The following is a 25,466-nucleotide window of genomic DNA, read 5'->3' as shown; positions in this document are numbered from 1 at the left end:
TCCCCGGCGGGCAGGCGGTTCGGCCGAATTCGGAAGCCCTCCGCCTCGAAGCCACGATGAGGAGCGGCGCCTGGAACGTCAAGCTTGCCCTTTCGCCCCCGCCCGACTATAAGGCGCGCATTCCACACGTGGGGCTCGGGCTCCGGCGGCGCTTTGCGTTCGTCGAAACCCACCGGTGCCGGATTTCCATCCGGCTTTCCCCGCGGAGGCTAACCGGTAAAGGACGATAAAGAATGGCAGTTCCTGATTTCTCCATGCGCCAGCTTCTCGAAGCCGGCGTTCATTTCGGTCACCAGAAGCACCGCTGGAATCCGAAGATGGCGCCGTATCTCTATGGCGTGCGCAACAACATCCACATCATCGACCTCGCGCAGACGGTTCCGCTGCTGCATCGCGCCCTGCAGGCCGTGAGCGACACGGTCGCTGGCGGCGGCCGCGTGCTGTTCGTCGGCACCAAGCGCCAGGCTTCCGATCCGGTCGCGGATGCGGCGAAGCGTTGCGCGCAGTATTATGTGAATTCCCGCTGGCTCGGCGGCATGCTGACCAACTGGAAGACGATCTCGCATTCGATCCAGCGCCTGCGTCACCTCGACGAACTGCTGTCCTCGGACGTGCAGGGCCTGACGAAGAAGGAGCGTCTGACGCTGTCGCGCGAGCGCGACAAGCTCGAGAACGCCCTCGGCGGTATCAAGGACATGGGCGGCATTCCCGACCTTCTCTTCGTGATCGACACCAACAAGGAGGCGCTCGCCATCCAGGAGGCGCGCCGCCTCCACATCCCGGTCGCCGCGATCATCGATTCGAATTCGGATCCGGACGGCATCAACTATCCGATCCCCGGCAATGACGACGCCGGCCGTGCACTGACGCTGTATGGCGATCTGATCGCCCGCGCCGCGCTCGACGGCATCTCGCGTGCGTCCGGCCATGCGGGCATCGATCTCGGCGCGCAGGAAGACGTCTATGAGGACGTCCTTCCCGCCGAGGAGATCCCGGCTGAAGAAGTTCCGGCCGACCAGGCGACAGCCGCCTGATAGGCAGAGGCTGCGCCGCCCGGGGCGGCGCTTCCCGATCGTACATCACGCAGCCGGGCGCCTGACGCCCGGCTGTTTGTTAAAGAGAGAGAAACGAGGCAGACGATGACCATTTCCGCTTCGATGGTGAAGGACCTGCGCGAAAAGACCGGCGCGGGCATGATGGATTGCAAGGCGGCCCTGTCGGAGACGGCGGGCGATATCGAGGCCGCCATCGACTGGCTGCGCACCAAGGGCCTCGCCAAGGCCGCCAAGAAGGCCGGCCGCGTTGCAGCCGAAGGCCTGATCGGCGTTGCCTCCGTCGACGGCAAGGCCGTCGTCGTCGAACTCAATTCCGAGACCGATTTCGTGGCGCGCAATGCCGAGTTCCAGCAGCTCGTCCTGAACGTCGCCAAGGCGGCGCTGGGCACCGACGGGACGCTCGAATCCGTAGCGGCGGCGACGCATCCCGCGTCCGGCAAGTCCGTCGCCGATACGATCACCGAGGCGGTGGCGACGATCGGCGAGAACATGAATTTGCGCCGCACGGCGAGCCTCGCCGTCTCGAACGGCGTGGTCGCGACCTATGTCCATTCGGCGACCGCTCCCGGCCTCGGCAAGATCGGCGTGCTCGTCGGCCTCGAATCGACGGGCGACAAGGACAAGCTGCTGGCGCTCGGCCGGCAGATCGCCATGCACATCGCCGCGACCAATCCGCTGGCGCTGAAGACCGAGGAACTCGACCCGGCCGTGGTGGCGCGCGAGCGCGCCGTCTATGCCGACCAGGCGCGCGAATCGGGCAAGCCCGAAGCGATCATCGAGAAGATGGTCGAGGGCCGCGTCCGCAAGTTCTATGAGGAAGTCGTCCTGCTCTCGCAGGCTTTCGTCATCAATCCCGACCTGACGGTCGAGAAGGCGGTCAAGGCGGCGGAAGCCGATGTCGGTGCGCCGATACAGCTGACGGGCTTCGCGATCTTCCGTCTCGGCGACGGCGTCGAGAAGGAAGAGACCGATTTCGCGGCCGAGGTTGCTGCCGCTGCGGGCAAGAAATAAGCTTCTGAACGAACGCTTTAACACCTTTCGCAAGGGCGCCGGGATGACATTCCGGCGCCCTTCGTGTATCGGGATGCGCCCAGTTTCAATCGCAGGAGAACCCCATGGCGGCGCCGGCCCTCTATCGACGTGTGCTGCTCAAGGTCTCGGGCGAAGCGCTGCTCGGATCGCAGCCTTTCGGCATCGACGAGGCCATGGTGGGCCGCATCGCCGGTGAGATCGGCGAGGCGGTGGCTCTCGGCGTCGAAGTCGGGCTGGTTGTCGGCGGCGGCAACATCTTCCGCGGCATGTCGATCGCGAATGCGGGCGGCAACCGCGTCGCCGGCGACCATATGGGCATGCTCGCGACGGTCATGAACGCGATCGGCCTGCATGAGGGGCTGGAGCGACAGGGGATCTCGTCGCGCATCTTCTCGGCAGTGCCCATGCCGACCATCTGCGAGACCTTCTCGCAGCAGCGCGCCGAACGGGCGCTGAAGCGCGGCCGTGTTGTCCTGTTCGCAGGCGGCACGGGCAACCCTTTCTTCACGACGGATTCGGGTGCGGCGCTGCGCGCTGCCGAAATGGGCTGCGACGCCATTTTGAAGGGTACCAATGTCGACGGCGTCTATTCTGCCGACCCGAAGAAAGACCCCAATGCGGTGCGATTCGATCGCATATCGCATGCCGAGGTACTGGGCCGGGGCTTGCAGGTCATGGATGCCGCCGCCGTGGCGCTTGCCCGTGACAATCATATTCCGCTAATCGTGTTCTCGATCAAGGAGCCGGGCGCGTTTGTCGACGTGTTGTGCGGCAGGGGCCGCGCTACGGTCATCGCCGACGAATAGCTGCCGACGCTCGTCCGCCCGCGGGCGCAAGAAGAAGAGGAAGTCATGAATCTGGACGATCTGAGCCGCCGCATGAACGGCGCCATCACCGCGTTCAAGGGCGAACTCGCCGGGTTGCGCACCGGTCGCGCCTCTTCGAGCATGCTCGACCCGATCACGGTCAACGTCTATGGCTCGACCATGCCGCTGAACCAGCTCGCCACCGTCAACGTGCCCGAGCCGAGAATGATCACGGTCCAGGTCTGGGACCGGGGAACGGCGCAGGCGGTCGAGAAGGCGATCCGGGAATCGAGCCTTGGGCTCAATCCGATCGTCGAGGGTGCCGTGTTCCGCATCCCGATCCCTGAGCTCAACACGGAGCGCCGCAAGGAATTCGTCAAGGTCGCGCATAAATATGCCGAGGGCGCGCGCGTTGCCATTCGCCATGTGCGCCGCGACGGCATGGACATGCTGAAGAAGAGCGAAGCCGACGGCCTCGGCGAGGACGAGTCGCGCCGCCTGACCGACCGGATCCAGAAGCTGACCGACGAGTCGATTGCCGAGATCGAAACGATTCTTGCCGCAAAAGAGGCGGAGATTCTCCAGGTCTAGGCAGGCATTGGCGACAGGACAGGGCCCGTGAGCTCCAAAGCCGACGAATTGGGCGCAGGGATCATGGCGGCGCCGGCCGATAGCGCCGTCGCGGCGCCGAAGATTCCGCGTCATGTCGCCATCATCATGGACGGCAATGGCCGCTGGGCGCAGGGCAGGGGACTGTCGCGCACCGAGGGCCATCGGCGCGGCATGGAGGCGGTGCGGGCCGCAGTAGAGGCCTCGCGCGAATTCGGCGTCGGCTATTTGACGCTGTTCTCCTTCTCGTCGGAAAACTGGGCTCGCCCGCCGCTGGAGGTTCAGTTCCTGTTCGGTCTGCTGCGTCTGTTTATCCAGCGCGACCTCGCCGATCTCCATCGCAACAATGTTCGCGTTCGCGTCATCGGAAACCGTATAGCTCTCGCCGCCGATATCCGCTCGCTGCTCGATCAGGCCGAGACGCTGACCGCCGCCAATACCGGCCTTTGCCTCGTCATCGCCTTCAACTACGGCGCCCGCGAGGAGATCGCCCGCGCCGTCCGGTCGCTAGCCCAGGATGTCGCTGCCGGCCGGATCAAGGCGGAGGCGATCGACGAGGCGGCCCTCGCGTCGCGGCTCGATACGGCCTTCATGCCGGATCCCGACCTCGTCATCCGCACCAGCGGCGAAATGCGGCTGTCGAACTTCCTGCTCTGGCAGGCGGCCTATTCGGAATTGCTGTTCATGCCGCTCTACTGGCCGGATTTCGACCGCGCCGCCTTCGTCGAGGCGCTCGAACAATATGCACAGCGGGCGCGACGATTCGGCGGCCTCGCCGCCCGGAGGGGGGCTTGAAGGCCGCCGATCCGGCGCCGGAAAGCCCGCAAAAGCTGAACCGCAGCGATTTGCCGCTGCGCCTCGGCTCGTCCCTCGTGCTGATCCCGGTCGCTCTGTTCGGCGCCTGGTGGGGCGGCCTTCCGGCCTATGGCCTGGCGGCGCTCGTCGCCGCCATCGTGTTCGCGGAGTGGGCGCTGGTGATCGGCCGCTCCGAGCGTCTGCTGCCGGAAGATCCGGCCGTCCTTCTGACATTGGTCGCGATCGCCGCCGCGGCGCTGGTGGCGGGCCTCTGGACACCGGCGGCCGGGCTCGGCCTCGTCGGTCTATCCGTACTCGCCGCCGGTCTCATGGCGCGGTCGACCTGGCTGGCGGCCGGCGCGCTCTACGCCGGTCTGTTCGGCGTGGCGCTCGCAGCCATCCGCAGCGACGCCGTCTCGGGCCTCGACGCGGTGATCGTGCTGCTCGTGGTCGTCTGGGCCAGCGATTCCTTCGCCTATTTCGCCGGCCGGTCGATTGGTGGGCCGAAGCTATGGACGCGCGTCTCGCCGAAGAAGACCTGGTCTGGAGCCATCGGCGGGCTGACCGGCGGCGTGCTCCTGGCCCTGGCCGTGGCGCTTTGGCTCGGCGTGCCGTGGAGCGGCGGCCTCGTCGTCCTGCTGGTCCTGCTCTCGCTCGCCTCCCAGGCGGGAGATCTCGGCGAATCGGCGCTGAAGCGCCGCTTTGGCCGCAAGGATTCGAGCGCCATCATTCCCGGCCATGGCGGCATGATGGACCGCGTCGATGGCCTCGTTACCGCCAGCGGCCTCGCGCTGCTCGTCGGCTGGATGCATCAGGGATCGGACGCGATCGGCATGGGAATTCTGTTTTGGTGAAAAGCCCGGCCCCCGTCGATTCAAGGCGCCGGCAGTCGGCGGTCCGCACCGTGTCGATCTTCGGCGCAACCGGCTCCGTCGGAACCAGCGTCGCGGATGTCATCCTGCAGCGCCGGGGCGAGTTCGAGGTCGATGTCGTTACCGCCCGGAGCCGCGTCGAAGAACTGGCTGCCGTGGCGCGACGCCTTGGCGCGCGGCTGGCGGTGATCGACGACCCGTCAAGGCTTGATGCGCTGCGCGAAGCGCTCGCCGGCAGTGGCATCGAGGCGGCGGCCGGGTCGGCAGCGATGATCGAGGCGGCATCTCGTCCGGTCGATCTGGTGGTCGCCGCCGTCGTCGGCGCCGCCGGTCTGGCGCCGGCACTCGCGGCCGTCGAGGCGGGGATCGACGTGGCGCTCGCCAACAAGGAATGTCTCGTCTGTGCGGGCGAATTGTTCATGGCGCGGGCCGAGGCGGCGGGCATCCGCATCCTCCCGGTCGATTCGGAACACAATGCGATTTTCCAGGCGCTGGAGGCGGAGAACGCCCAGGCGGTCGAGACCATCACGCTGACAGCCTCCGGCGGCCCGTTCCGCTCCTGGCCCGAAGAAGCGATGCGCCGCGCCACGATCGCGGATGCGCTGAAGCATCCGCGCTGGTCGATGGGACCGAAGATCACCATCGATTCGGCGACGATGATGAACAAGGGCCTCGAGGTGATAGAGGCGCATCATCTGTTCGCCGTCGAATCGGCGCGGCTCGACGTGCTCGTCCATCCGCAATCGGTGGTGCATGGCTTCATCACCTATTGCGACGGCTCCATCCTGGCTCAGCTCGGCGCGGCCGACATGCGCATCCCAATTGCGCATTGCCTCGGCTGGCCCTCGCGCGGCGCGGTGGCCACGCCCCGCCTCGATCTGGCCGCAGTCGGCAGCCTCACCTTTGAAAAGCCGGATTTGCAGCGCTTTCCTGCGCTGTCGCTTGCCCGTTACGCTTTGGAAAGTGGAAGCTGGGCTACCAATATATTGAATGCGGCCAATGAGGTCGCCGTCGATTCGTTTCTCGGGGGCGAGATCGCCTTTCTCGATATTGCATCGATCGTGGCAGAGTCGCTGGACGCGGCAGCGGGCTCGCTCGGCGGATCGGCCATCGCGTCGATCGACGCGGCCCTGGTGATGGATGCCGAGGGCCGCCGCATCGCGCGCGAGGCGATCGGGCACAGGCTCCGCATTCGGGTGGGTTAGATCCCCCTTCGGGCGGGAAGGCAGGAAGAGGTCAATCGTTCATGGAAGTCTTCGGGCAGATCGGACAATTCGGATCCGGAACCCTCGGTTATATCGTTCCCTTCCTCTTCGTCCTGACCCTGGTGGTCTTCGTGCACGAGCTGGGCCATTTCCTCGTCGCGCGCTGGTGCGGCGTCAAGGTCAAGGCGTTTTCGATCGGCTTTGGACCGGAGCTCTTCGGCTTCGACGATCGCCACGGCACGCGCTGGAAGCTGTCGGCCTTGCCGCTCGGCGGCTATGTCCGTTTTTCCGGCGATGAGGATGCCGCCAGCACGCCCGACCGCGCGGCAATCGAGGCTATGTCGGAGGAGGAGCGCCGGACGTCGTTCGCCGGCAAGTCCGTCTGGCAGCGCGCGGCGATCGTCGCTGCCGGCCCCGCGGCGAATTTCATTCTGGCGATTGCGATATTCGCCGGGATCTTCGCGCTCTACGGCCGTGAGGTAACGTCGGCCCGGGTCGACCAGATCGTTCCGGGCAGCGCCGCCGAACGGGCTGGCTTTAAGCCGGGCGACCTCGTGCTCTCCATCGACGGCTCGCCGATCGACAGCTTCAACGATCTGCAGCGAATCGTCTCGATGAATTCCGACGAGACGCTCCAGCTCGTCGTCCAGCGCGGCGATGGCCAGGTGAACCTCGTCGCGACGCCCGAGCGCAAGGAGGTCAAGGACCGATTCGGCAACATCTATAAGATGGGCCAGCTCGGCATCGGCCACGACGCCTCGGGCGGCAACGTCAAGGTCGAGCGATTCTCGGTTCCGCAGGCGATCGTCCTGGGCGCCGAGGAGACGTGGTCGGTCGTCGACCGGACCTTCACCTATATCGGGCGCCTGTTCACGGGCCGCGAATCGACCGACCAGCTGAGCGGAATGATCGGCGTCGCGCGCGCTTCGGGGCAGGTCGCGACGCTGGGATTCGTCGCGCTCGTCAATCTCGCGGCCATACTCTCGGTCAGCATCGGCCTGCTCAATCTCTTCCCGATTCCCATGCTCGATGGCGGGCATCTGATGTTCTATCTGGTCGAAGCTCTGCGCGGCCGTCCCCTCAGTGCGCGGGCCCAGGACATTGGTTTCCGCATAGGGCTTGCCGCTGTCGTGATGCTGATGATCTTCACGACTTGGAACGATATCATCCACTTGTCATCGCTATGAGCGTTCACTAGCGTTTCATGCGGCTATGCGATGGGATGCGTGGCGCGATGGCAACGGACGGTTAAATTAAGCCGTGGCAGACTGGAGCTCGGCTTGCGGGTCTCCGGAAAGCCTGCCACAAAGCAATTAGTCAGTCGGCCTTTCGGAGGCGAGTCCGCCTCGGGGAAGAAGGGCTTGGAAGTCGGAATCGAGAAGGGCGTCTGAACCCAATGAATTTCTTCAGGACTTTCACTCGGGGGGTCGTCCGTTCGGCCGTGGTTGCGGCAGCGGCATTCCTGTTGTTTAGCCAGATCTCCGTGCTGAGCGCGGGCCCGGCGCAGGCCGAGGTCGTCAGTTCGATTGTGGTGCAGGGCGGCCAGCGAATCGACGCTGAGACCGTCAAGAACTACGTGCTGATCAAGCCCGGCCAGAATTTCACTCCGAACGACATCAACGAGTCGATCAAGGCTCTCTATGCGACGGGCCTGTTTTCGGACGTCAAGATCGCGAAGCGGGGCAATTCCCTCGTCGTGACGGTCGCCGAGAACAATGTGGTCGGCAGCGTTCGTTTTGAAGGCAACAAGAAGCTCAAGGACGACATGCTGTCGGCCGTCATCGAGACGAAGCCGCGCGGAATCCTGAGTGATGCCAAGCTCCAGAGCGATGTCGAGCGCCTGAAGGAAGCCTACAAGCGCAACGGACGTGCCGAGGCGACGGTCGAGGTGCAGACGATCCCGCGCGACACGGGCCGTACCGATGTCGTCTTCAAGATCACCGAAGGCACGCGTACCGGAATTTCGAGCATCAACTTCGTCGGCAACAAGGCCTTCTCGTCCGGCCGCCTGCGCAATGTGATGACGATCAAGCGGACCGACTTCACCAGCTGGCTGTCGAAGCGCGACCAGTTCGACGAGGCTAAGCTGCAGGCCGATGAGGAGCTCATCCGCCGCATGTATATGCGCAACGGTTTCGCCGACTTCCGCATCGTCAACACCGATGTCGCGTTCGACGAAGTGAAGAACCGCTACAACATCACGATCACGATCGAAGAAGGCCCTCGCTACACATTCGGTAGCGTGCAGGTGGACTCGTCGATCGCCAGCGTCGTGCCGGCCAGTCTGATGCCTTATGTGCAGACGAAGTCGGGCAAGGTCTTCAACGCCGATCTGGTGCAGAAGTCGACGGAGAAGGTGAGCCTCGCGCTGCTGAGCCAGGGCCACTCCTTCGCCCAGGTTCGTCCCCGCGGCGACCGTGACTATGCCAACCACACGATCAACGTGACCTATCTCGTCGATGAGGGTCCGAGGCTCTATGTCGAGCGGTTGGACATTCGCGGCAACACCCGTACCCGTGACTATGTCATCCGTCGTGAATTCAACATCTCGGAAGGCGATGCCTACAACAAGGCGCTGATCGACCAGGCCGAGCGTCGGCTGAAGAATCTCGGCTACTTCAAGACGGTCAACATCGCCACGCAGCCCGGCAGCTCGCCTGACCGCGTTATCGTTGTCGTCAATGTCGAGGACCAGTCGACTGGTTCGTTCTCGGTGGGCGGCGGCTACACGACTGACCAGGGCGGCGGCTTCATCGCCACCGTGGCTCTGACCGAGAAGAACTTCCTCGGCCGCGGCCAGTATCTGAAGGTCTCGGTGGGCGGCGGCGCCTCCGACCGTACATTCAACGTGTCGTGGACCGAGCCCTTCTTCCTCGGCCGCCGCATGTCGTTCGGCTTCGACGCGCTCTACAATCAGGCGGAACAGACGGATTACCGTCCGTACAACATGAACACCTGGGGCGGCACGCTGCGTCTCGGCCTGCCGATCACCGACGAGTGGAATGTTCAGTTCAACTACAAGTTGGCGCAGCGCGACGTGACGTCGTGGGGTTCGGAGTACTTGGCCGATTGGGGCGCCTTCGCCCAGCTGTATCCGAAGGGCTCGTGGATCAACTCGTCCGTCGGCTATGTCTTGACCTACACGACGATCGACAACTTCCAGAACCCGCGTAACGGCACGTTCGTCCAGCTGGCGCAGGACTTCGCGGGCCTTGGCGGTGACGGCCAATTCATTCGGTCGACCATCGATGCGCGCTACTACAAGGAGATCATGCCGGACTCCGATATGGTCGGGTTGATCAAGGCTGGTGCCGGTAACATCATGGGCCTCGGCGGCCAGGACGTTCAGGTGCTCGATAACTTCTATCGTGGCGGCGAGACAATCCGTGGCTTCGCGTCCTACGGTTATGGTGCGCGCTACCTCGGCAATGTCAGCAACTACGCCATCGGCGGCACGACCTACTATAATGTGACGGCCGAACTGCAGTTCCCGCTGCCACTTATGCCGGAAGAGTTCGGTCTGCGCGGTGCGGTCTTCGCCGATGCGGGTACGTTGTATGGCTATGAAGGCCTTGAGGGCCTGAACATCGAGGACAGCTCGATGATCCGTTCCTCGGTTGGTGCCTCCATCATCTGGAACTCGCCGTTCGGTATCCTGCGTGGCGATTTCGGCCAGGCGCTCACCAAGGCGACCTACGACCAGACGCAGGTCTTCCGCTTCAGCGCTGGTACGCAGTTCTGATCTTCCCTATAGAAGGGACAGGGGCCGCCGGGACTTCCGGCGGCCTTTTGCATGTTGGATAGCGTTCCATGGTTCTTGGACTGCGTTGATGGCCGATCCTGTCTTCTTTGCGCCGGATGGCTCGCTGAGCCTCGATGAAATCGTGACGCTGACGGGTGCCCGGCTCGTTGGCGAGTTGAATGCGGAGCTGCGAATCACGGGTGTGGCGCCGCTCGACGAGGCCGGCTCCGGCGACCTGACTTTCGTCGACGGTCCTCGCTACCTGCCGCTGCTGGCGACGACGCGCGCTGGGGCCTGCTTTGCCTCTTCCCGGCATATCGCCGCGGTTCCGGCCGGGGTCGCCGCGCTTGAGACCGCCAAGCCTCATGACGCCTATGTCGCTGTGCTGAGGCAGCTCTATCCATCGGCGCTCCGGCCGGCAGCGATCCTCGCGCCGGGTCTGTCGCCAGCCGCTCATATTCACCCCTCGGCCAGGATCGAGGCGGATGTCACGATCGAGGCGGGCGCCGTGGTCGGCGCGGGGGCGGAGATTGGGCGTGGGACGATCGTTGCTCCGGGGGCTGTCATAGGACCTGGCGTGCGCATCGGCCGCGATTGCCATATCGGTTCGAATGCGACCGTTACCCACGCGCTTCTGGGCAACCGCGTCATTCTTCATCCGGGCGTGCGCATCGGCCAGGATGGCTTCGGCTACCTCATGAGCGCGCGCGGCCACGCCAAGGTCCCGCAGATCGGCCGTGTCGTCATCCAGGACGATGTCGAGATCGGCGCCAATACGACGGTCGACCGCGGCGCCAATCGCGATACGGTCATCGGCGAGGGCACCAAGATCGACAACCAGGTCCAGATTGCCCACAACGTCGTCATTGGCCGCCACTGCGTGATCGTCTCGCAGGTTGGCATTTCCGGCAGCGCCACGCTGGGCGACTTTGTCGTCATCGGCGGACAGGCCGGCGTGATCGGCCATGCGAGCGTCGGCAATGGCGGGCAGGTCGCGGCGACGTCGAGCGTCAAGGACGATGTCCCGCCCGGTGGACGATATGGCGGCACGCCTGCAAGACCTATCAAGGAATGGTATCGCGAGCAGCTCGCGCTGCGCCGGCTGGCTCTGCGCGAGTTGAAGTCGGGATCCCGCGACGAGGAGGAGAGCTGAGTTCATGGACGAGGCCCCGAAGAGCCTGGCAACCGCCGACATATTGCGGCTGCTCGAACTCCTGCCGCACCGCTATCCGTTTCTGCTGGTCGACCGGATCATCGAGATCGACGGCGACGAGAGCGCGATCGGCATCAAGAACGTCACCTTCAACGAGCCGCATTTCCAGGGGCATTTTCCGTCCAAGCCGGTTATGCCGGGCGTCCTCATCATCGAGGGCATGGCGCAGACGGCGGGCGCGATCTGCCTGGCGGCGCGGCCGGGGAAGCCGCAGCTCGTCTATTTCCTGACGATCGACAATTGCAAGTTCCGCAAGCCGGTGGAGCCGGGCGACGTGCTCGAATATCACGTGCGCAAGCTCAAGAACCGGGGCAATCTCTGGCGCTTCCAGAGCGAGGCGAAAGTCGGCGGCGTGAAGGTCGCCGAGGCAGAAATCAGCGCCATGCTGGTGGGGCAGTAACGGAGTTCCATGTCCAAGATTCATCCCAGCGCTGTCGTTGAAGATGGCGCGCGCCTCGGCGCCGATGTGAGCATCGGTGCCTTTTCCTATGTCGGTCCCGATGTTGTGCTTGGCGACGGCGTCGTGCTGAAGAACCACGCCTCGGTGGCATCGAACGTCACCATTGGCGACGGCACGACGGTCAGCCCGTTTGCCTCGATCGGCGGCACGCCGCAATCGGTTCATCACAAGGGCGAGCCGGGCTCCATCGTCATCGGCAAGAACTGCGTCATCCGCGAGAATGTGACGATCAATTTCGGCCTCGTCGGCGAACGCCGCGAGACGCGGATCGGCGATCGCTGCTTCCTGATGACCGGCGTGCATGTCGCGCATGACTGCACCCTCGGCAACGATGTCATCCTCGCCAATTGCGCGACGATGGGCGGCCATGTGACCATCGGTAACAATGTGTTCATGGGCGGCCTCTGCGCGCTGCACCAGTTCGTACGCATCGGCGACAATGCGATCGTCGGCGGTCTATGCCCGGTCTGGCATGACGTCATCCCCTTCGGGGCGCTGCGCGAGGGGCTTGAAGGCCTTGGCGGTCTCAACATCATCGGCATGAAGCGCCGTGGATTTTCCCGTCCCGCTATTCATGCGTTGCGCGCGGCCTATCGCGACCTCTTCTTCACGGAGGGGCGCTTTGCCGAGCGGGTCGAGCGCGTCGCCGAGCGCTATGGGGACGATGAGAACGTCATGCATATCGTCTCCTTCATCCGCGAGCGCGGCAAGCGACGCATCACCATGCCGCACGCCGTCAGCGGAGCCGATGTCGTCGAGGAGTGAGGCCATGGCCGCCAAGGACGCGGCGCCTCTGGCGCTGGTCTGTGGCGGCGGTTCTTTTCCCATGGCGATCGCCGATTCGGCGCTTCGAGACGGCCGGCCGGTCGTGCTGTTCGCAATCCGCGGCTTCGCCGATCCGGTAGCCGTCGAACGCTATCAGCATGAGTGGATCCATCTTGGCGCCGCGAAGGAACTGACCTCGGCGCTACGCCGCCGCGGCTGCCGCGATATCGTCATCGTCGGCAATGTGCTGCGCCCGCATTGGTGGCAGATCCGGCTCGACTGGATGACGATCCGCCTCCTGCCGAGAATTCTCGCGGCCATGCGAGGCGGCGATGATCATCTGCTCTCGCGTCTTGCGGAATTCGTCGAGGAGCAGGGTTTCGCACTTCTGGGGGCGCACGACGTGGCGCCCGATCTGCTGGTCCCCGCCGGCGTGTTCGGCAGTGTGCCGCCTCGGCCGGCGGATCTCGAAGATGCGCGCATCGGGCTTGAACTGGTTCGCACCCTCGGACCCTTCGATGTAGGGCAGGGCGTCGTGGTGGCGCAGCGTCATGTCCAGGCCGTCGAGGCGGCGGAGGGGACGGACTGGATGCTGGAGCGCTGCGCGCTGTTGCGCGAGCGTGGCCGCGTCAAGCTGCCGGGGCGGTCGGGCGTGCTGGTCAAGGCGCCGAAGCCGGGTCAGGATCGGCGCGTCGACCTGCCGTCGATCGGAAAGCGAACCGTCGAAATGGCGGCCAAGGCCGGACTTGCGGGAATCGCGGTTGAGGCCGGCGGAGTCCTCGCCGTCGATGTTGAAGACATGATTCGCGAGGCCGATGCGCGCGGCCTCTTCCTGTTCGGCCTCGATCCATGAGCCGTCTCCCGCATCCGGGCCTCGACGTCTTCGTCGTCGCTGGAGAAGAGTCGGGCGATGCGCTCGGCGCGCCGGTCATGCGCGCGTTGCGGGAGCACCATGGCGGGGCGACGTTTCGCGGGGTGGGCGGCGACAGGATGCTGGCCGAGGGCCTGCATTCCCTCTTTCCCATGGAGGACATCACGGCGATGGGCTTCGGCGCCGTCGTCGCGAAACTGCCGCTCATCCTTCGTCGGCTAAGGGAGACGGTTGCCGCGATTGTCGCCAATCCGCCGGATGTGCTGCTCCTGGTGGATTCGCCCGATTTCACCCATCGCGTCGCGCGTCGCGTCCGCCGCCTCAGACCCGAGATTCCGATCGTGAAATATGTCGCGCCGACGGTCTGGGCCTGGCGGCCGGGCAGGGCACGCGCGATGACGCCGTCGATCGATCACGTGTTGGCGCTGTTCCCGTTCGAGCCCGCGGTGATGCAGCGCCTCGGCGGCCCGCCGACGACCTATGTCGGCCACCCACTCCTGAGCGAGTTGGATCGATTGCGGCCCGGCCCTGGTGAGAGCGAGCGCCGCCGGTCGGGCCGGCCGGTCGTGCTGGCGCTGCCTGGCAGCCGCGGGCAGGAAGTACGTCGGCTTGCCTCGGTGTTCGGAGATACCTTCGGCCGGCTGGCGATGGCTGGCCATGACTTCGAGCTCGTCCTGCCGACGACACGGCGCCTGCTGTCCATGGTCACGGAGGTGACGCGCGACTGGCCAATCACGCCGCGCGTCGTTTCCGGCCACGACGACAAGCTCGCAGCCTTCCGCTCGGCGCGGGCAGCGCTCGCCGCTTCCGGGACGGTGACGCTCGAATTGGCGCTCGCCGGCGTGCCTCATGTCGGTGCGTATCGCGTGGCGCCCTGGGAGGCGGAACTCGCCAAGCGCGTCCTGACCGTCAAGTCGGCGCTGCTCGTCAACATCATGCTGGATGCGCCGGTCATACCGGAGTTCCTGCAGTATGATTGCCGACCCGAGAGCCTTGCCGAGGCTATGGCGCCGCTGCTCGTGGATGGCCCAGAACGCCAGGAGCAGTTGGATGGCTTTGACCACCTCGTCGCTCTGATGGGAACCGACGGCAAGCCGCCTGCCGAAATCGCCGCCGACATAGTCGCGAGGCTCGCCCGGGAGGGGCGCGGCCATGCTGCGGCGCGGCAGATCGCGGCATCGCCACCTTTTGGCTCTTAGACGCATTTCGCACCTGCTATGTTGCCGCATTCTCGTCGAGCGGATCCAGAGACGGCTGTGCCCATGAATGTGCAGGACGTTGCGACCTTGAGCGTCCCAAGCCGCCCGGTTTCCGGCGTGATCTGGCTATACCAGTTCGACGCCAGCGGGCGGGCGCGGTCCCTGCCGATCGACACGCCGTTTGATCTGTTCGATCCCAACGACGGCTTCCTGTGGCTGCATCTCGATCTCGTCGATCGTCTGGCGCGGGACTGGGTCGAGAAGCTCGCGAGGCTGCCGCTGGCGGCGCGTCAGACCTTGCTCGCAACCGACGAACATCCGTTGCTCGATTGCGATCCCGCCATGCTGTGGGGCGTCTTCGTCGATACGATCGAGGATCCCGACGATGACAGCCTGCGCGCGGCGCCGATGCGCTTCGTCCTCGGCGACGGCTTCCTCGTCACAGGCCGGCGGCATCCCGTCCGCTCCGCCGCGTTGATGCGACATCGCCTCGATGGCGGCCATGCCGTTACCGATGGTCCGGTAGGGCTGTTCGAGTTGATGATCTCCCAGGTGCTGCGCGCGATCGCGGAGAGGCTGCGCGAACTGCGGAACGAGGAAGATTCGATCGAGGATCGCGTCCTCGATGACCGCCTGCATGATGAATCGAAGCGCCTCGCTCCGCTCCGGCGCACGGCCGTTCGCCTTCGCCGGCAATTGACGGCATTTCGCGGCATCCTGAAGCACTTCGCCGAAGACAATGCCGACAAGCCTTCCCATGAAGGCTCGCGCGCGGCAGCAGAGCGGCTTTTCCGGCGGATCGAGGAACTGGATCAGGAAGTGCTGGAAGTGCAGGATCGGGCGCGGTTCCTACAGGATGAGATCGCGGCGAAGCTCGCCAATACGACGAACCGCCATCTCTATGTGCTGTCGATCCTGACCGCCATGCTGATGCCCGCGACGCTGGTCACGGGCATTTTCGGCATGAATACGAGCGATCTCTGGCTCGAAAAGGGCGGACATGGAACGCTGATCGCGATCTTCATCGCCGGATCAGCGTCGATTGGCGTGCTCTATCTGCTGCGGCGGCTCGGCTTCTTCGACTGAGGCCTCAACCCCCTCTCGAAATAAGCGGTCCGAAACGAATGGAGCCACGCAGTGCCCGTGAAGGTGCTGCGTGGCTCCAGCGAGGTCGCGTAGCGGCTCAGTTGCGGCGGTTTGCCGAATTCAGCTTCACCTGATCGTCGCGCAGCTCATACCACATAGCATTGAGGATCGCGAAGGCGCAGGCGAGGCCGATGCCGAGAATCCAGGAGAAGTACCACATCGTTCTTTTCTCCGTTCAGTAGGCGTTGGGATTACGGCCGAGACCTTCGGTCGTGACCTTGCCGCGCATCACCCGATAGACGAAGGCCGTATAGGCGAGGACGATCGGCAGGAAGATGCAGGTGACGATCAGCATGATCCACAGCGTCAGGTGCGAGGACGAAGCGTCCCAGACGGTGAGGCTCTTGCCGGGATCGAGCGATGACGGCAGCAGGAATGGGAACAGCGACAGGCCCGCCGTCGAGATGATGCCGACGATCGAGATCGCCGTGCCGAGGAAGGCAGTCCAGGCCGAGCGGGCCGAGAAGCCTGCGATCGCGATCAGGCTGCCGAGAAAGCCGAGCACCGGCGCGGCGATCATCCAGCTGTACTTGCCATAGTTCAGCATCCAGCCGCCTGGTTGCGTGACGACCGTCTTGCCGATCGGATTGGACGGGCCGAGCGCGTCCTGCACGCTGGTGACCACATATCCGGGCAGGCTTGTGGCGACCCAGAGGCCGGCGAGCGCGAAAAGCACGATCGTCAGGAGCGAGGCGAGGCGGCCATAGGAACGCGCACGCTCGAAAATCGGGCCGCTGGTCTTGAGCGTCAGCATTGCGGCGCCATGGGCGACGAGCATCGCGACGCTGATCAGGCCGCTAAGCAGTGCGAAGGGCAGAAGCAGGCCGAAGAACGAGCCGTGATAGGACGGCCGCAATATGTCGTCCAGCGTGAACGGCACGCCCTGCAGCACATTGCCGACGGCGACGCCGAAGATCAGCGCCGGCACGAAGCCGCCGACGAAGAGGCCCCAATCCCAGAGTGCGCGCCAGCGCGGATCCGCGAGCTTGGAGCGGAACTTGAAGCCGACCGGCCGGATGATGAGCGCGAAGAGGATCACCATCATGGCGAGGTAGAAGCCGGAGAAGGAGGCGGCATAGAGCGCCGGCCAGGCGGCGAAGATCGCGCCGCCGCCGAGGATCAGCCAGACCTGGTTGCCTTCCCACACCGGGCCGACGGCGTTGATGACGACGCGCCGCTCGTCGTCGTTGCGGGCGACGAAGGGCAGAAGGGCGCCAACGCCGAGGTCGAAGCCGTCCATCACCGCGAAGCCGATCAGCAATACGCCAAGCAGCAGCCACCAGATCAGGCGGAGGATTTCATAATCGAGAGGGATGCTCATCCTGGTTGTCCCCTTAGAGCTCGGGCTCGGCGGCGGCGGCAATCGGCAGCACCCTGGCTCCCGACGGATCATCAAGCGGATCGCGCTCGGCCGGGCCCTTCTGGATCGTGTGGCGCAGCAGATAGAGCTCGACCACCAGCAAGGCCGAATAGAGCAGCACGAAGATGGTAAGGCTGATCGCGATGTCGGCCACGGTGAGGCTCGACGCGGCATAGAAGGTCGGCAGCACGCCCTCAATGATCCAGGGCTGGCGTCCGAGTTCGGCGACGATCCACCCCATTTCTACCGTGATCCACGGCAGCGGCAGTGTGAAGACGGCGCCCCAGAGCATCCAGCGCCATTTGCCAAGCTGGTGACGCGAGGCCACCCAGAAGGCCACGGCGAAGAAGCCGATGAAGTAGAAGCCGAACGCGACCATGACACGGAAGCCCCAGAACAGCACGGGCACGTTCGGGATGGTCTCATTGGCCGCCTGCGTGATCTCGGCCTCGGTCGCGTTTTCGACGTCGGGACGGATCTTCTTCAAGAGCAGGCCGTAGCCGAGGTCCTTCCAATGCTGGTCGAGCGTTGCCCGGGACGCTGTGTCGGTCTTGTCGGCCCGTACCTTCTGCAGGGCGGCATAGGCAAGGATGCCGCTGCGAATCTTATCCTTGCTTGTGTTGACGAGGTCGACAATGCCGGGCAACTGCGTGTCCAGCGAGCGCGTCGCGATGATGCCCAGCAGGTAGGGGATCTGGATGGCGAAGGAATTGTCCTGCTTCGCCATGTCGGGAATGGCGATGACGTTGATCGCTGCCGGAGCCGGCTCGGTGTGCCACATGGACTCCATGCCGGCCACCTTCATCTTCTGGTTCTCGGTCGCGAGATAGCCGCTCTCATCGCCGAGCACGACGGCCGAGAGCGAGGCGGCGAGGCCGAAGCTGGCGGCCACGGCCATGGATCGCTTGGCGATCTCGATATGTCTGCCCTTCAGCAGATACCAGGCGCTGACGCCCATCACGAAGACGGAGCCGGTGACGTAGCCGGCGCTTACCGTGTGCACGAACTTGGCCTGCGCCACCGTGTTGAACAGGATATCGCTGAAATTGGCGATCTCCATGCGCATCGTGTCAGGATTGAACTTCGCGCCGACCGGATTCTGCATCCAGCCATTGGCAATCAGGATCCAGAGCGCCGAGAAATTGGCACCGAAGGCGACGAGCCAGGTGACGGTCAGGTGACCCACTTTCGACAGCCGGTCCCACCCGAAGAAGAACAGGCCGACAAAGGTCGCTTCCAGAAAGAAGGCCATCAGCCCTTCGATGGCCAGCGGCGCGCCGAAGATGTCGCCGACATAGTGGCTGTAATAGGCCCAGTCCATTCCGAACTGGAACTCCATGACGACGCCGGTGGCGACGCCCATGGCGAAGTTGATACCGAAGAGCGTTCCCCAGAAGATTGTCATGCGCCGCCAGATTTCTCGGCCGGTCATGACATAGACGCTCTCCATGATCGCAAGAAGAAACGACAGGCCGAGCGTCAGGGGAACGAATAGGAAATGATATAAAGCCGTCGCGGCAAATTGCAGTCGCGCCAGCGCTACCACGTCGAGATCAATCATAATTCACCTTCGAGTCGCATCGCACCTGACCTATGCACCTCATAAGGCCGTCAGAGTTGACCGAAATCAATGGCGCGAAGCAACGCATGCGGTGGATTGGCGCAGCGTGGCGCGCTTGGCGTGCGTATCCTTAAGAGAGTTGCGTTCATCGAAGCCGCCCTTCATCCTTGCCTCCAGGCTGAAGCCGGGGGAGAGGCAGGGATGGAGAACGCGCTGAAGGCCTGGGAACGTGCCGCCGCCGCGTCAGGTCCGCTTCGTTTCGTCGACATCTGCCTACGCGGTGTCGGCCAGGTCATGTTCCAGGACAACCCGCTGACCGGTGCGATCTTTCTGCTGGCCATCGGATGGGGCTCGTGGCTCGCCGGAATGCCGCAGGTCTGGATCGGCGGTCTGGTCGCGATCATCATCGCCACGGCGACCGCGATCTGGCTTCGTGTCGAGGAAGCGCCGCTGAAGGCCGGCCTCTATGGCTACAACGGCGTGCTGGTCGGCCTCGCTTTGCCGACTTTTCTGCCGGCCACTCCGCTGCTCTGGCTCTATATCGCGCTCGGGGCCGTCGTCTCGGTCGTGGCGATGCTGGCGACGGCGAGGGCCGGCAAACCGTTCGGCATTGTCGCCCTGACCTTTCCCTTCGTGCTGGTGACATGGCTCATGCTGTTGGCGAGCCATGGCTTCGCCGGTGTGGCCGCGGCACCAACCGCTATCATCGTCTCGCCCATCGTCGAGAGCGACCCGCTCAATCTCGTCGCGTTCCTCGGCGGCGTGTTCAAGAGCATCTCGCAGGTGTTTCTGAAGGGCAGCATCGTGACGGCGCTGCTGCTGCTGGTCGGCCTCGCCGTGAACTCGGTGCCGGCGGCGCTGTTCGCGCTCGGCGGCGCTGTCGTGGCCGTCCTGTTCGCTCATCTTTTTGGCGCGGAGAGCGATCTGATTACCGGCGGCCTGTTCGGCTTCAGCCCGATCCTGACCGCGATCGCGCTTGGCACCGTATTCAACAAGCCGAGCCCGCGCGTCATTGTCTATGCACTTGTCGGCACGCTGTTCACCGTTGTTGCCCAGGCCGCTACCAACGCCGCACTGGCGCCCTTGGCGATCCCGAGCCTGACGGCGCCCTTCGTCCTCACATCCTGGCTGTTCCTGCTCCCGGACCAGCGCTTCGACCAGAAGAAGGCCTGAGAGGGCTATTTCTCCGGCTCTTCCTTGCCCGCCTCGCGGCGGCTCATGGCGAGAGCGACGGGAGCGATCACAGCGGCGACGATGCCGGCTGCGAAACCATTGTTGTAGAGGTTGAGACCGCCATGCAGGAAGCCGACGCTGAGCGCCGCCGATGAATGGACGAAACCGGCGACGAGGCCCCAATGCCAGCCGAAGCGCCCGGCGATCGGTGCGAGCGTCGTCCCGAACAGAGCGGCCAGCACGATCGACGGATCGGCGACGTTCCACGGCTTGAACAGAGACCCCAGGACGACGCCCGCCATGATCGGCAGGATGTTGCGCGCGTGCTTGCCATAGGCGGAGAAGCCGACAATCGTCAGTATGGCGCCGATCGTCGGTCCGTTCAGATCGCCGCCGACGAGGAGGACATAGGTCGTCCCGATCGAGCCGGTGATCGCCATATTCAGGAGGGCCGGGCCGATGCCTACCTCGCCGGTGAAATCCGTCGGCGATTGCCCGGAGAGGCGCAGGAGGTCCGGCAGGCGCCGGAGCGACGTGGTGTCGAGGCGGAACGCCACTCCAGCCACAGCCAGGAAGAAGACGTAGAGCGCGACGCCGAGCAGGAGGTTGTTTCCCCGGCTCCAGATGAACACGGGGTCGGGCACGAAGCCGTAGGATTTGTAGATCGCGACGACCAAGGTTCCGACGATGCCGGCCGTGAAGCCCATATTGTAGAGGCTGAAGCCCATATGAGCCTTGAACAACTGGGCGGCCGCCGGAACGAGAATGAAGCCGATGAGAAGCGTCGTCGCGATGGCAAGCGGGATGGCAACCGGCAGCGTCAGCGTCGTGGAGAACAGGATCTCGGTGAAGATCGGAGCGAGCGCGGCGCCGAAAAAGGCGGTGTTGATGTGGGCGGAGAAAGGTTCGCGCTTGAAGCGCGAATAGAGAAAGACGCCAAGGATGATGAACCAGACATTCAGCAGATTCTTGCCGAACAGCGAGAAGCCGAGAACGAGCATCAGGCAGGCGATCGACGCTCCGCCGATCTTAGCGCCCGACAGGCGATAGATGGCTGCGGCAATCAGCGTCAGCAATCCGGCGTTCAGAAAGGCACCGCCAATACCGCCAACGCCCATATAGTCGGTCACCAGCGTATCGCGGACCATCAGAATGGCCCCGAGCCCGCGGAACGCCGCTACCGGTCCGTCGACGACGAGGCCGAACAGCAGAAACAGCGTGGCGCCGGCGGCAATGAGAAGCAGCCTGCCCCGATCGGAGAGATCCGGATGAGCGGGTATCGTCGGGGAAGAATCGATAGGCATCATGCCTCGGCAGCGTGGGGAGATGGAAATCAAGGTGACGCCCGGCGATTGATTTCTGTCAATCCATTCCGCATGCCCGCGCCGCATCTTCGCGCCGCGCCCGGCAGCCGGCTCCGGTGGGTTGCCGCTCCGCTGCGCCCTAGCATTGAGAAGGCGAATTCATCCGCATGAGCGTCGTCGAATATGATCCCGCCCGATCCAGCGGCACGCTTTCGTCAGAGGCGAAAGGCTGGCTGTCGCGTCAGCGGAAGAGCGCCGGCTTCTGGCTGATCGCGACCATCGCGGTGCCGATCCTGGTTGGCGGCCTGATCGTCGTGCAGGCGCTGCTGCTTGCCGGCATCCTCGAGGCGGCCATCATCGGGGGCCGGTTGCCCTCCGCCAGTGCCATGACGATCGGTGCGTTGCTGCTGGTGATCGCGGGAAGGACGCTGCTCGCCTGGTTCGGCGAACGGGCGGCAAGCCGCGCTGCCGAGGATATCAAGCTCGTGGTGCGGCAGCGGCTGTTCGCGGCGCTGCTGGCGCGGCAACCCGGCTGGATGCGCACGCGCAGTTCCGGGGAACTGGTAAGTGCCATCGTCGATCAGGTCGAGGCGCTGGACGGCTATTTCGCGCGCTTCCTGCCGGCGATGGTGGCCGCCACCGTGCTGCCGCTCGCCTTCGCCATCGGTATATTGCCGGTCGACTGGGTGGTGGGCCTTATCTTCCTGGTGACGGCGCCGATGATCCCCGTCTTCATGGCACTGGTCGGCTGGGGCGCCGAATCGGCGAGCCGCCAGCACATGACGGCGATGGCGCGACTTTCCGGCCTGTTCGCCGACCGTCTGCGCGGCATCGTAGTGCTCAAGCTCTTCGGCCGGGCCGAGGACGAAGTACAGCGGGTGCGGAGTGCCAGCGATGAACTCGCCACCCGGACCCTTGCCGTTCTGAAGATCGCCTTCCTTTCCTCGGCCGTGCTCGAATTCTTCGCGGCGCTCGGCGTCGCCGGCGTCGCCGTCTATGTCGGTGTCACCTATCTGGGCGCCATCGATCTGCGCAGTGCGCCGCTCGGCCTCGGCGCCGGACTCTTCTGCCTCCTGATGGCGCCGGAAGTCTATCTGCCGCTCCGCACATTGGCAGCCCATTATCACGATCGCGCTGCGGCCCGGGCGGCTGTCGCCGGCATCGAGGCGGCGTTCGAGGCCTTGCCGGACGCGGATGCACCGGCTCCGGCTCCGGCAATCGCGACGGGTCAGCTCCCGCGCCCTCGACCGGCGTCGCTGGCCATCCGTGGTCTGACGGTCGTCAATCCGGGGCGCGGTGTTGTGCTGGACCGGATCGATCTCGACATCCTTCCCGGCGAGCGCGTCGCGCTGCTCGGCGCCAGCGGCATCGGCAAATCGACGCTGATCGAGGCGATCGGGCGTATTCGGGCCTTCGAGGGCGATATCCGCATCGATGGCGTGCCGATCGGCGAAATGGACGAAGCGGCGTTTCGGCAGAACGTGGCGCTGCTCGGCCAGCGGCCGCGGCTGTTCCACGGCACGATCGCTTCCAACATCCGTCTCTCACGACCCGGTGCGAGCGAGGCGGAACTTCGAAGATCCGCGGCCCTGGCCTTCGTCACCGATTTTGCCGGGCGTCTGCCGGACGGGTTCGACACCGTCGTCGGCGAGCGGGGCAGGGGTATTTCCGGCGGGGAGGCGCAGCGCGTTGCTCTCGCTCGCATCTTCCTGCGCGACCCGGGCCTCGTGCTGCTCGACGAGCCGACGGCGCATCTCGATGCCATCACCGAAGCGCGCGTCGCCGACTCCATTCTCGATTTCGCGGCGGGCCGCACCCTCGTGATCGCAACCCATTCGGCGGCGCTCGCGCGGCGCATGGACCGCATCTATCGCATCGCCGGCGGCCGTCTTCTGCCCGTCCCGCATCGCCCGCATGGAGCGGACGGACCGCGCGCTGGATGGGGAGAGGCGCCATGAGCGTCCTTTCCGCCGTCGTGAAGCGGCGCCTCGGCGCGCTGGCTCTGGCCTGGCTGCTGGCCGTCATCACGCTGATGGCCGGCATGGCGCTGCTCGGCGTCTCCGGCTGGTTCCTGACCGCAACGGCGCTGGCCGGGGCCGTTTCGTTCAACCTGTTCATCCCGTCGTCGCTGGTGCGCGGCTTCGCTTTCATCCGCATCGTTTCGCGCTATGGCGAGCGCGTGACGGGACACGCGGCGACGCTCTCCATCCTCTCCGACCTGCGCGTCCTGGTCTTCTCGCGCCTCATCCCGATCGTCCCAATTCGCGGCGCCGCGATGCGCACCGGCGATTTCGTGGCGCGGCTCACCGCCGATATCGAAGCGCTCGACATGGTGTTCCTGCAGGCCCTGCTGCCGATCGGCGCCGCGCTCGTCGCCCTTACTAGCCTTGCGGTGGTTCTGGGCTTCTTCCTGCCCGAGGCGGTGTGGATCGGTGTCGGCGGCTTCGCCGTTACCACGCTGCTGGTTCCACTCATCCTCTCGCGTCTCGGCGGCGCGCCGGGGACTGCCGTGGTGGCGCGATCGGCGGATCTGCGCATGCTGGCGCTGGACGGCGTCGATGGGCAGGCCGACATCGTCGCGCTCGGCATTCAGCCAGCGATCGATGGTGATTTCGCCAAAGCGGCAAGATCGCTCCGCGCGGCGCGACTGGCACAGGCACGCTGGACGGCGCTCGGGCCGGCGGCGATGCAGTTTGGCGCCGGTGCCACGCTGGTCGGCGTGCTCTGGTTCGGGCTTGGTGCCTTCACGGCAGGGCGGATCAGCGGCCCCCTGCTGGTAGGCGAGCTGCTGGCGGTCCTCGCCAGCTTCGAGGCGAGCGGCGCGGTTCTGCGCGGTGCGGGTCGTCTCGGCGGCGCATTGGCGGCATCGAAGCGTGTGCGCGGGCTCCTCGATGCCGCGCCGGCCGTCGTCGAACCGAAAAAGCCGGCGCCGCTGCCGGCCGAAGGCGTACTCTCGGTCGAGCATATCGGCTTCGCGCAGGGCGAGCGAACCGTCCTCCGGGATCTGTCGCTCACCGTGGCGCCAGGCGAAAGGATCGCGATCCTGGGCGAAAGCGGTTCCGGCAAGTCGACGCTGTTGTCGCTGCTGATCCGCCTCTCCGACCCGGCGGAAGGCGCGATCCGCCTTGGCGGGATCGACATACGCGACGTCGCGACGGCCGATCTCCATGCGCATATCGCATTGCTGACGCAGGAGACCCCGGTCTTCATCGGCACGATCCGCGACAATCTGCGGATCGGCTCGCCCGATGCCGATGATGCGGCGCTCTTTGCCGCGCTCGCGCGTGCCCGGCTGGCCGATTTCGTCCGCCGCCTGCCGCAGGGCCTCGATAGCTGGCTCGGCGAGGCGGGGGAAACGCTGTCGGCCGGTCAGGCGCGGCGGCTCTGCCTCGCGCGCACGCTGCTGTCGCCAGCCCGCATATTGCTGCTGGACGAGCCAACCGCCGGCCTCGATCCCGAGACCGAGGCGGAACTGCTGGGCGATATCGTCGGCGCAGCCGAAGGGCGCACGCTGATACTCGCCACGCATGCCGCGCTGCCAATGGATGCGGTGGACCGGATCTATCGTCTGGACCAGGGACGGCTGGCGCCAGCCTAGGCTGTAGTGGCGGGACGGTGGGCGGCGATGATCCCGGCTGCCAACGATTTCAGGTCCGTCGTCGGGCCATCGGCTCCGACGCTGCGATAGGAAACGCGCGACCCCTCAACCAAAAGGAACAACTGGTCGGCGAGCATCGCGGGTTCCGTCAGCCCGGAGGCACGGCAAAGCTCGATCAGCCGTTCGCGATGTCGGCGCTTGCCCTGCTCGATCACCTTGCGGCCCGGATGGTTCGGGTCGCTAATCTGGATCGCGGCATTGACGAGGGCGCAGCCGCCGTCGGCCCGCCGCGTATGGTGCTCGTCGATCTCGACCAGCCAAGCGTTGATTTGCGCCAGCGGATCGCCCGGATGCGCCGCCTCGATCTCCGTCCAGCTCCGTTCTGCCTCGCCGACGAGCCCGCGCAGATATTCGGCGACGAGCAGGTCCTTCGATTCGAAATGACGGTAGAGCGTCATCTTGTTGGTACCGGCCTGTTCCGCGATCGTCTCCACACCGACGCCTTGGATGCCGTGCCGATAAAATAGCTCGCGCGCCGCGACCAGGATCCGCTCGCGCGGCCGAAGACCAGCACAGAGATCGGAAAGCTGAACGGACTGTTCACCAGCGGCGAGGCCCACGCCCTTGATTCCTTGTTACTAAGAGGTAACATCTGATCATGTTACCAAACGGTACCGGCTTTGGTGGCCGTTAGTCTAAA

The 25,466-nt window shown here is 65.1% G+C and carries 23 protein-coding genes; 18 read left to right on the top strand and 5 right to left on the bottom strand.

Annotated elements, in window-relative coordinates; all coding sequences use genetic code 11:
* Positions 1-233: 233 nt before the first annotated feature.
* From rpsB to OSH05_RS17305, 15 genes are all read left to right on the top strand, one after another.
* The gene (rpsB, locus tag OSH05_RS17375; protein ID WP_104221129.1) at positions 234-1,034 is read left to right on the top strand and encodes a 30S ribosomal protein S2; all 801 of its coding nucleotides are present in this window, start codon (positions 234-236) and stop codon (positions 1,032-1,034) included.
* Positions 1,035-1,139: 105 nt separating this feature from the next.
* Positions 1,140-2,066 (top strand): translation elongation factor Ts, encoded by a 927-nt coding sequence (gene tsf, locus OSH05_RS17370; RefSeq protein WP_104221130.1) that lies wholly within the window; start codon positions 1,140-1,142, stop codon positions 2,064-2,066.
* Positions 2,067-2,170: 104 nt separating this feature from the next.
* Positions 2,171-2,893: a UMP kinase gene (gene pyrH / locus OSH05_RS17365; RefSeq protein ID WP_104221131.1), complete on the top strand. Its 723-nt coding sequence runs from the start codon at positions 2,171-2,173 to the stop codon at positions 2,891-2,893.
* A 45-nt stretch (positions 2,894-2,938) separates the two neighbouring features.
* Positions 2,939-3,484, top strand: coding sequence for a ribosome recycling factor (gene frr, locus OSH05_RS17360; protein WP_104221132.1), 546 nt, complete (start codon positions 2,939-2,941; stop codon positions 3,482-3,484).
* 63 nt (positions 3,485-3,547) lie between these two features.
* Positions 3,548-4,297: an isoprenyl transferase gene (locus OSH05_RS17355; protein WP_104221133.1), complete on the top strand. Its 750-nt coding sequence runs from the start codon at positions 3,548-3,550 to the stop codon at positions 4,295-4,297.
* Entirely contained in the window at positions 4,294-5,151 is an 858-nt protein-coding gene (locus tag OSH05_RS17350) for a phosphatidate cytidylyltransferase (protein WP_165801721.1), read from the top strand. Before OSH05_RS17355 ends, OSH05_RS17350 begins: the two co-directional genes overlap by 4 nt.
* Positions 5,148-6,374, top strand: a complete 1,227-nt coding sequence (gene dxr, locus OSH05_RS17345; RefSeq protein ID WP_104221170.1) for a 1-deoxy-D-xylulose-5-phosphate reductoisomerase — start codon at positions 5,148-5,150, stop codon at positions 6,372-6,374. The genes OSH05_RS17350 and dxr overlap by 4 nt, the downstream gene beginning before the upstream one ends.
* Positions 6,375-6,415: 41 nt before the next feature.
* Positions 6,416-7,561, top strand: coding sequence for an RIP metalloprotease RseP (rseP, locus tag OSH05_RS17340; protein WP_104221135.1), 1,146 nt, complete (start codon positions 6,416-6,418; stop codon positions 7,559-7,561).
* 278 nt (positions 7,562-7,839) lie between these two features.
* On the top strand, positions 7,840-10,116 hold the full coding sequence (gene bamA, locus OSH05_RS17335; RefSeq protein WP_266352670.1) for an outer membrane protein assembly factor BamA: 2,277 nt from the start codon (positions 7,840-7,842) through the stop codon (positions 10,114-10,116).
* A gap of 88 nt (positions 10,117-10,204) precedes the next feature.
* Positions 10,205-11,269, top strand: a complete 1,065-nt coding sequence (gene lpxD, locus OSH05_RS17330) for a UDP-3-O-(3-hydroxymyristoyl)glucosamine N-acyltransferase (protein WP_104221137.1) — start codon at positions 10,205-10,207, stop codon at positions 11,267-11,269.
* A gap of 4 nt (positions 11,270-11,273) precedes the next feature.
* Entirely contained in the window at positions 11,274-11,729 is a 456-nt protein-coding gene (fabZ, locus tag OSH05_RS17325; protein WP_104221138.1) for a 3-hydroxyacyl-ACP dehydratase FabZ, read from the top strand.
* A 9-nt stretch (positions 11,730-11,738) separates the two neighbouring features.
* Positions 11,739-12,554, top strand: a complete 816-nt coding sequence (gene lpxA / locus OSH05_RS17320) for an acyl-ACP--UDP-N-acetylglucosamine O-acyltransferase (RefSeq protein ID WP_104221139.1) — start codon at positions 11,739-11,741, stop codon at positions 12,552-12,554.
* A 4-nt stretch (positions 12,555-12,558) separates the two neighbouring features.
* On the top strand, positions 12,559-13,407 hold the full coding sequence (locus OSH05_RS17315; RefSeq protein WP_266352668.1) for an LpxI family protein: 849 nt from the start codon (positions 12,559-12,561) through the stop codon (positions 13,405-13,407).
* A complete protein-coding gene (gene lpxB / locus OSH05_RS17310; RefSeq protein ID WP_104221141.1) occupies positions 13,404-14,624 on the top strand; it encodes a lipid-A-disaccharide synthase in 1,221 nt (406 codons plus the stop codon). Before OSH05_RS17315 ends, lpxB begins: the two co-directional genes overlap by 4 nt.
* Before the next feature lie 87 nt (positions 14,625-14,711).
* Positions 14,712-15,710, top strand: a complete 999-nt coding sequence (locus OSH05_RS17305; protein WP_165801722.1) for a CorA family divalent cation transporter — start codon at positions 14,712-14,714, stop codon at positions 15,708-15,710.
* 97 nt (positions 15,711-15,807) lie between these two features.
* Here the strand turns inward: OSH05_RS17305 and cydX are convergent, their stop codons facing one another.
* Genes cydX through OSH05_RS17290 form a run of 3 tightly spaced genes read right to left on the bottom strand, consistent with a single transcriptional unit; the run spans position 15,808 to position 18,688 of the window.
* A complete protein-coding gene (gene cydX / locus OSH05_RS17300) occupies positions 15,808-15,930 on the bottom strand; it encodes a cytochrome bd-I oxidase subunit CydX (RefSeq protein ID WP_104221143.1) in 123 nt (40 codons plus the stop codon).
* A gap of 15 nt (positions 15,931-15,945) precedes the next feature.
* Entirely contained in the window at positions 15,946-17,091 is a 1,146-nt protein-coding gene (cydB, locus tag OSH05_RS17295) for a cytochrome d ubiquinol oxidase subunit II (protein WP_104221144.1), read from the bottom strand.
* A 13-nt stretch (positions 17,092-17,104) separates the two neighbouring features.
* The gene (locus OSH05_RS17290; protein ID WP_207778828.1) at positions 17,105-18,688 is read right to left on the bottom strand and encodes a cytochrome ubiquinol oxidase subunit I; all 1,584 of its coding nucleotides are present in this window, start codon (positions 18,686-18,688) and stop codon (positions 17,105-17,107) included.
* Positions 18,689-18,892: 204 nt separating this feature from the next.
* Between OSH05_RS17290 and yut the strand changes: the two genes are divergently transcribed.
* Positions 18,893-19,864 (top strand): urea transporter, encoded by a 972-nt coding sequence (gene yut / locus OSH05_RS17285; RefSeq protein ID WP_104221146.1) that lies wholly within the window; start codon positions 18,893-18,895, stop codon positions 19,862-19,864.
* A 5-nt stretch (positions 19,865-19,869) separates the two neighbouring features.
* Here yut and OSH05_RS17280 read toward each other — a convergent pair whose 3' ends face one another.
* On the bottom strand, positions 19,870-21,168 hold the full coding sequence (locus OSH05_RS17280) for a DUF1576 domain-containing protein (protein WP_104221147.1): 1,299 nt from the start codon (positions 21,166-21,168) through the stop codon (positions 19,870-19,872).
* A gap of 167 nt (positions 21,169-21,335) precedes the next feature.
* Between OSH05_RS17280 and cydD the strand changes: the two genes are divergently transcribed.
* Together cydD and cydC are read left to right on the top strand one after the other, a co-directional pair.
* Positions 21,336-23,126, top strand: coding sequence for a thiol reductant ABC exporter subunit CydD (cydD, locus tag OSH05_RS17275; protein WP_104221148.1), 1,791 nt, complete (start codon positions 21,336-21,338; stop codon positions 23,124-23,126).
* Positions 23,123-24,766 carry a thiol reductant ABC exporter subunit CydC gene (cydC, locus tag OSH05_RS17270; protein ID WP_104221149.1) on the top strand — a complete coding sequence of 548 codons (1,644 nt, stop codon included), beginning with the start codon at positions 23,123-23,125 and terminating at the stop codon, positions 24,764-24,766. Before cydD ends, cydC begins: the two co-directional genes overlap by 4 nt.
* Here the strand turns inward: cydC and OSH05_RS17265 are convergent.
* The gene (locus tag OSH05_RS17265) at positions 24,763-25,386 is read right to left on the bottom strand and encodes a TetR/AcrR family transcriptional regulator (RefSeq protein WP_104221150.1); all 624 of its coding nucleotides are present in this window, start codon (positions 25,384-25,386) and stop codon (positions 24,763-24,765) included. The two genes, cydC and OSH05_RS17265, sit on opposite strands and share 4 nt — an antisense overlap.
* Positions 25,387-25,466 lie beyond the last annotated feature (80 nt).

This window comes from Kaistia algarum (assembly GCF_026343945.1).
GTDB classification, from domain to species: Bacteria; Pseudomonadota; Alphaproteobacteria; order Rhizobiales; family Kaistiaceae; genus Kaistia; species Kaistia algarum.
The sequence above is the reverse complement of the archived record's forward strand: the minus strand, read 5'-3'. Positions and strand labels throughout refer to the sequence as shown.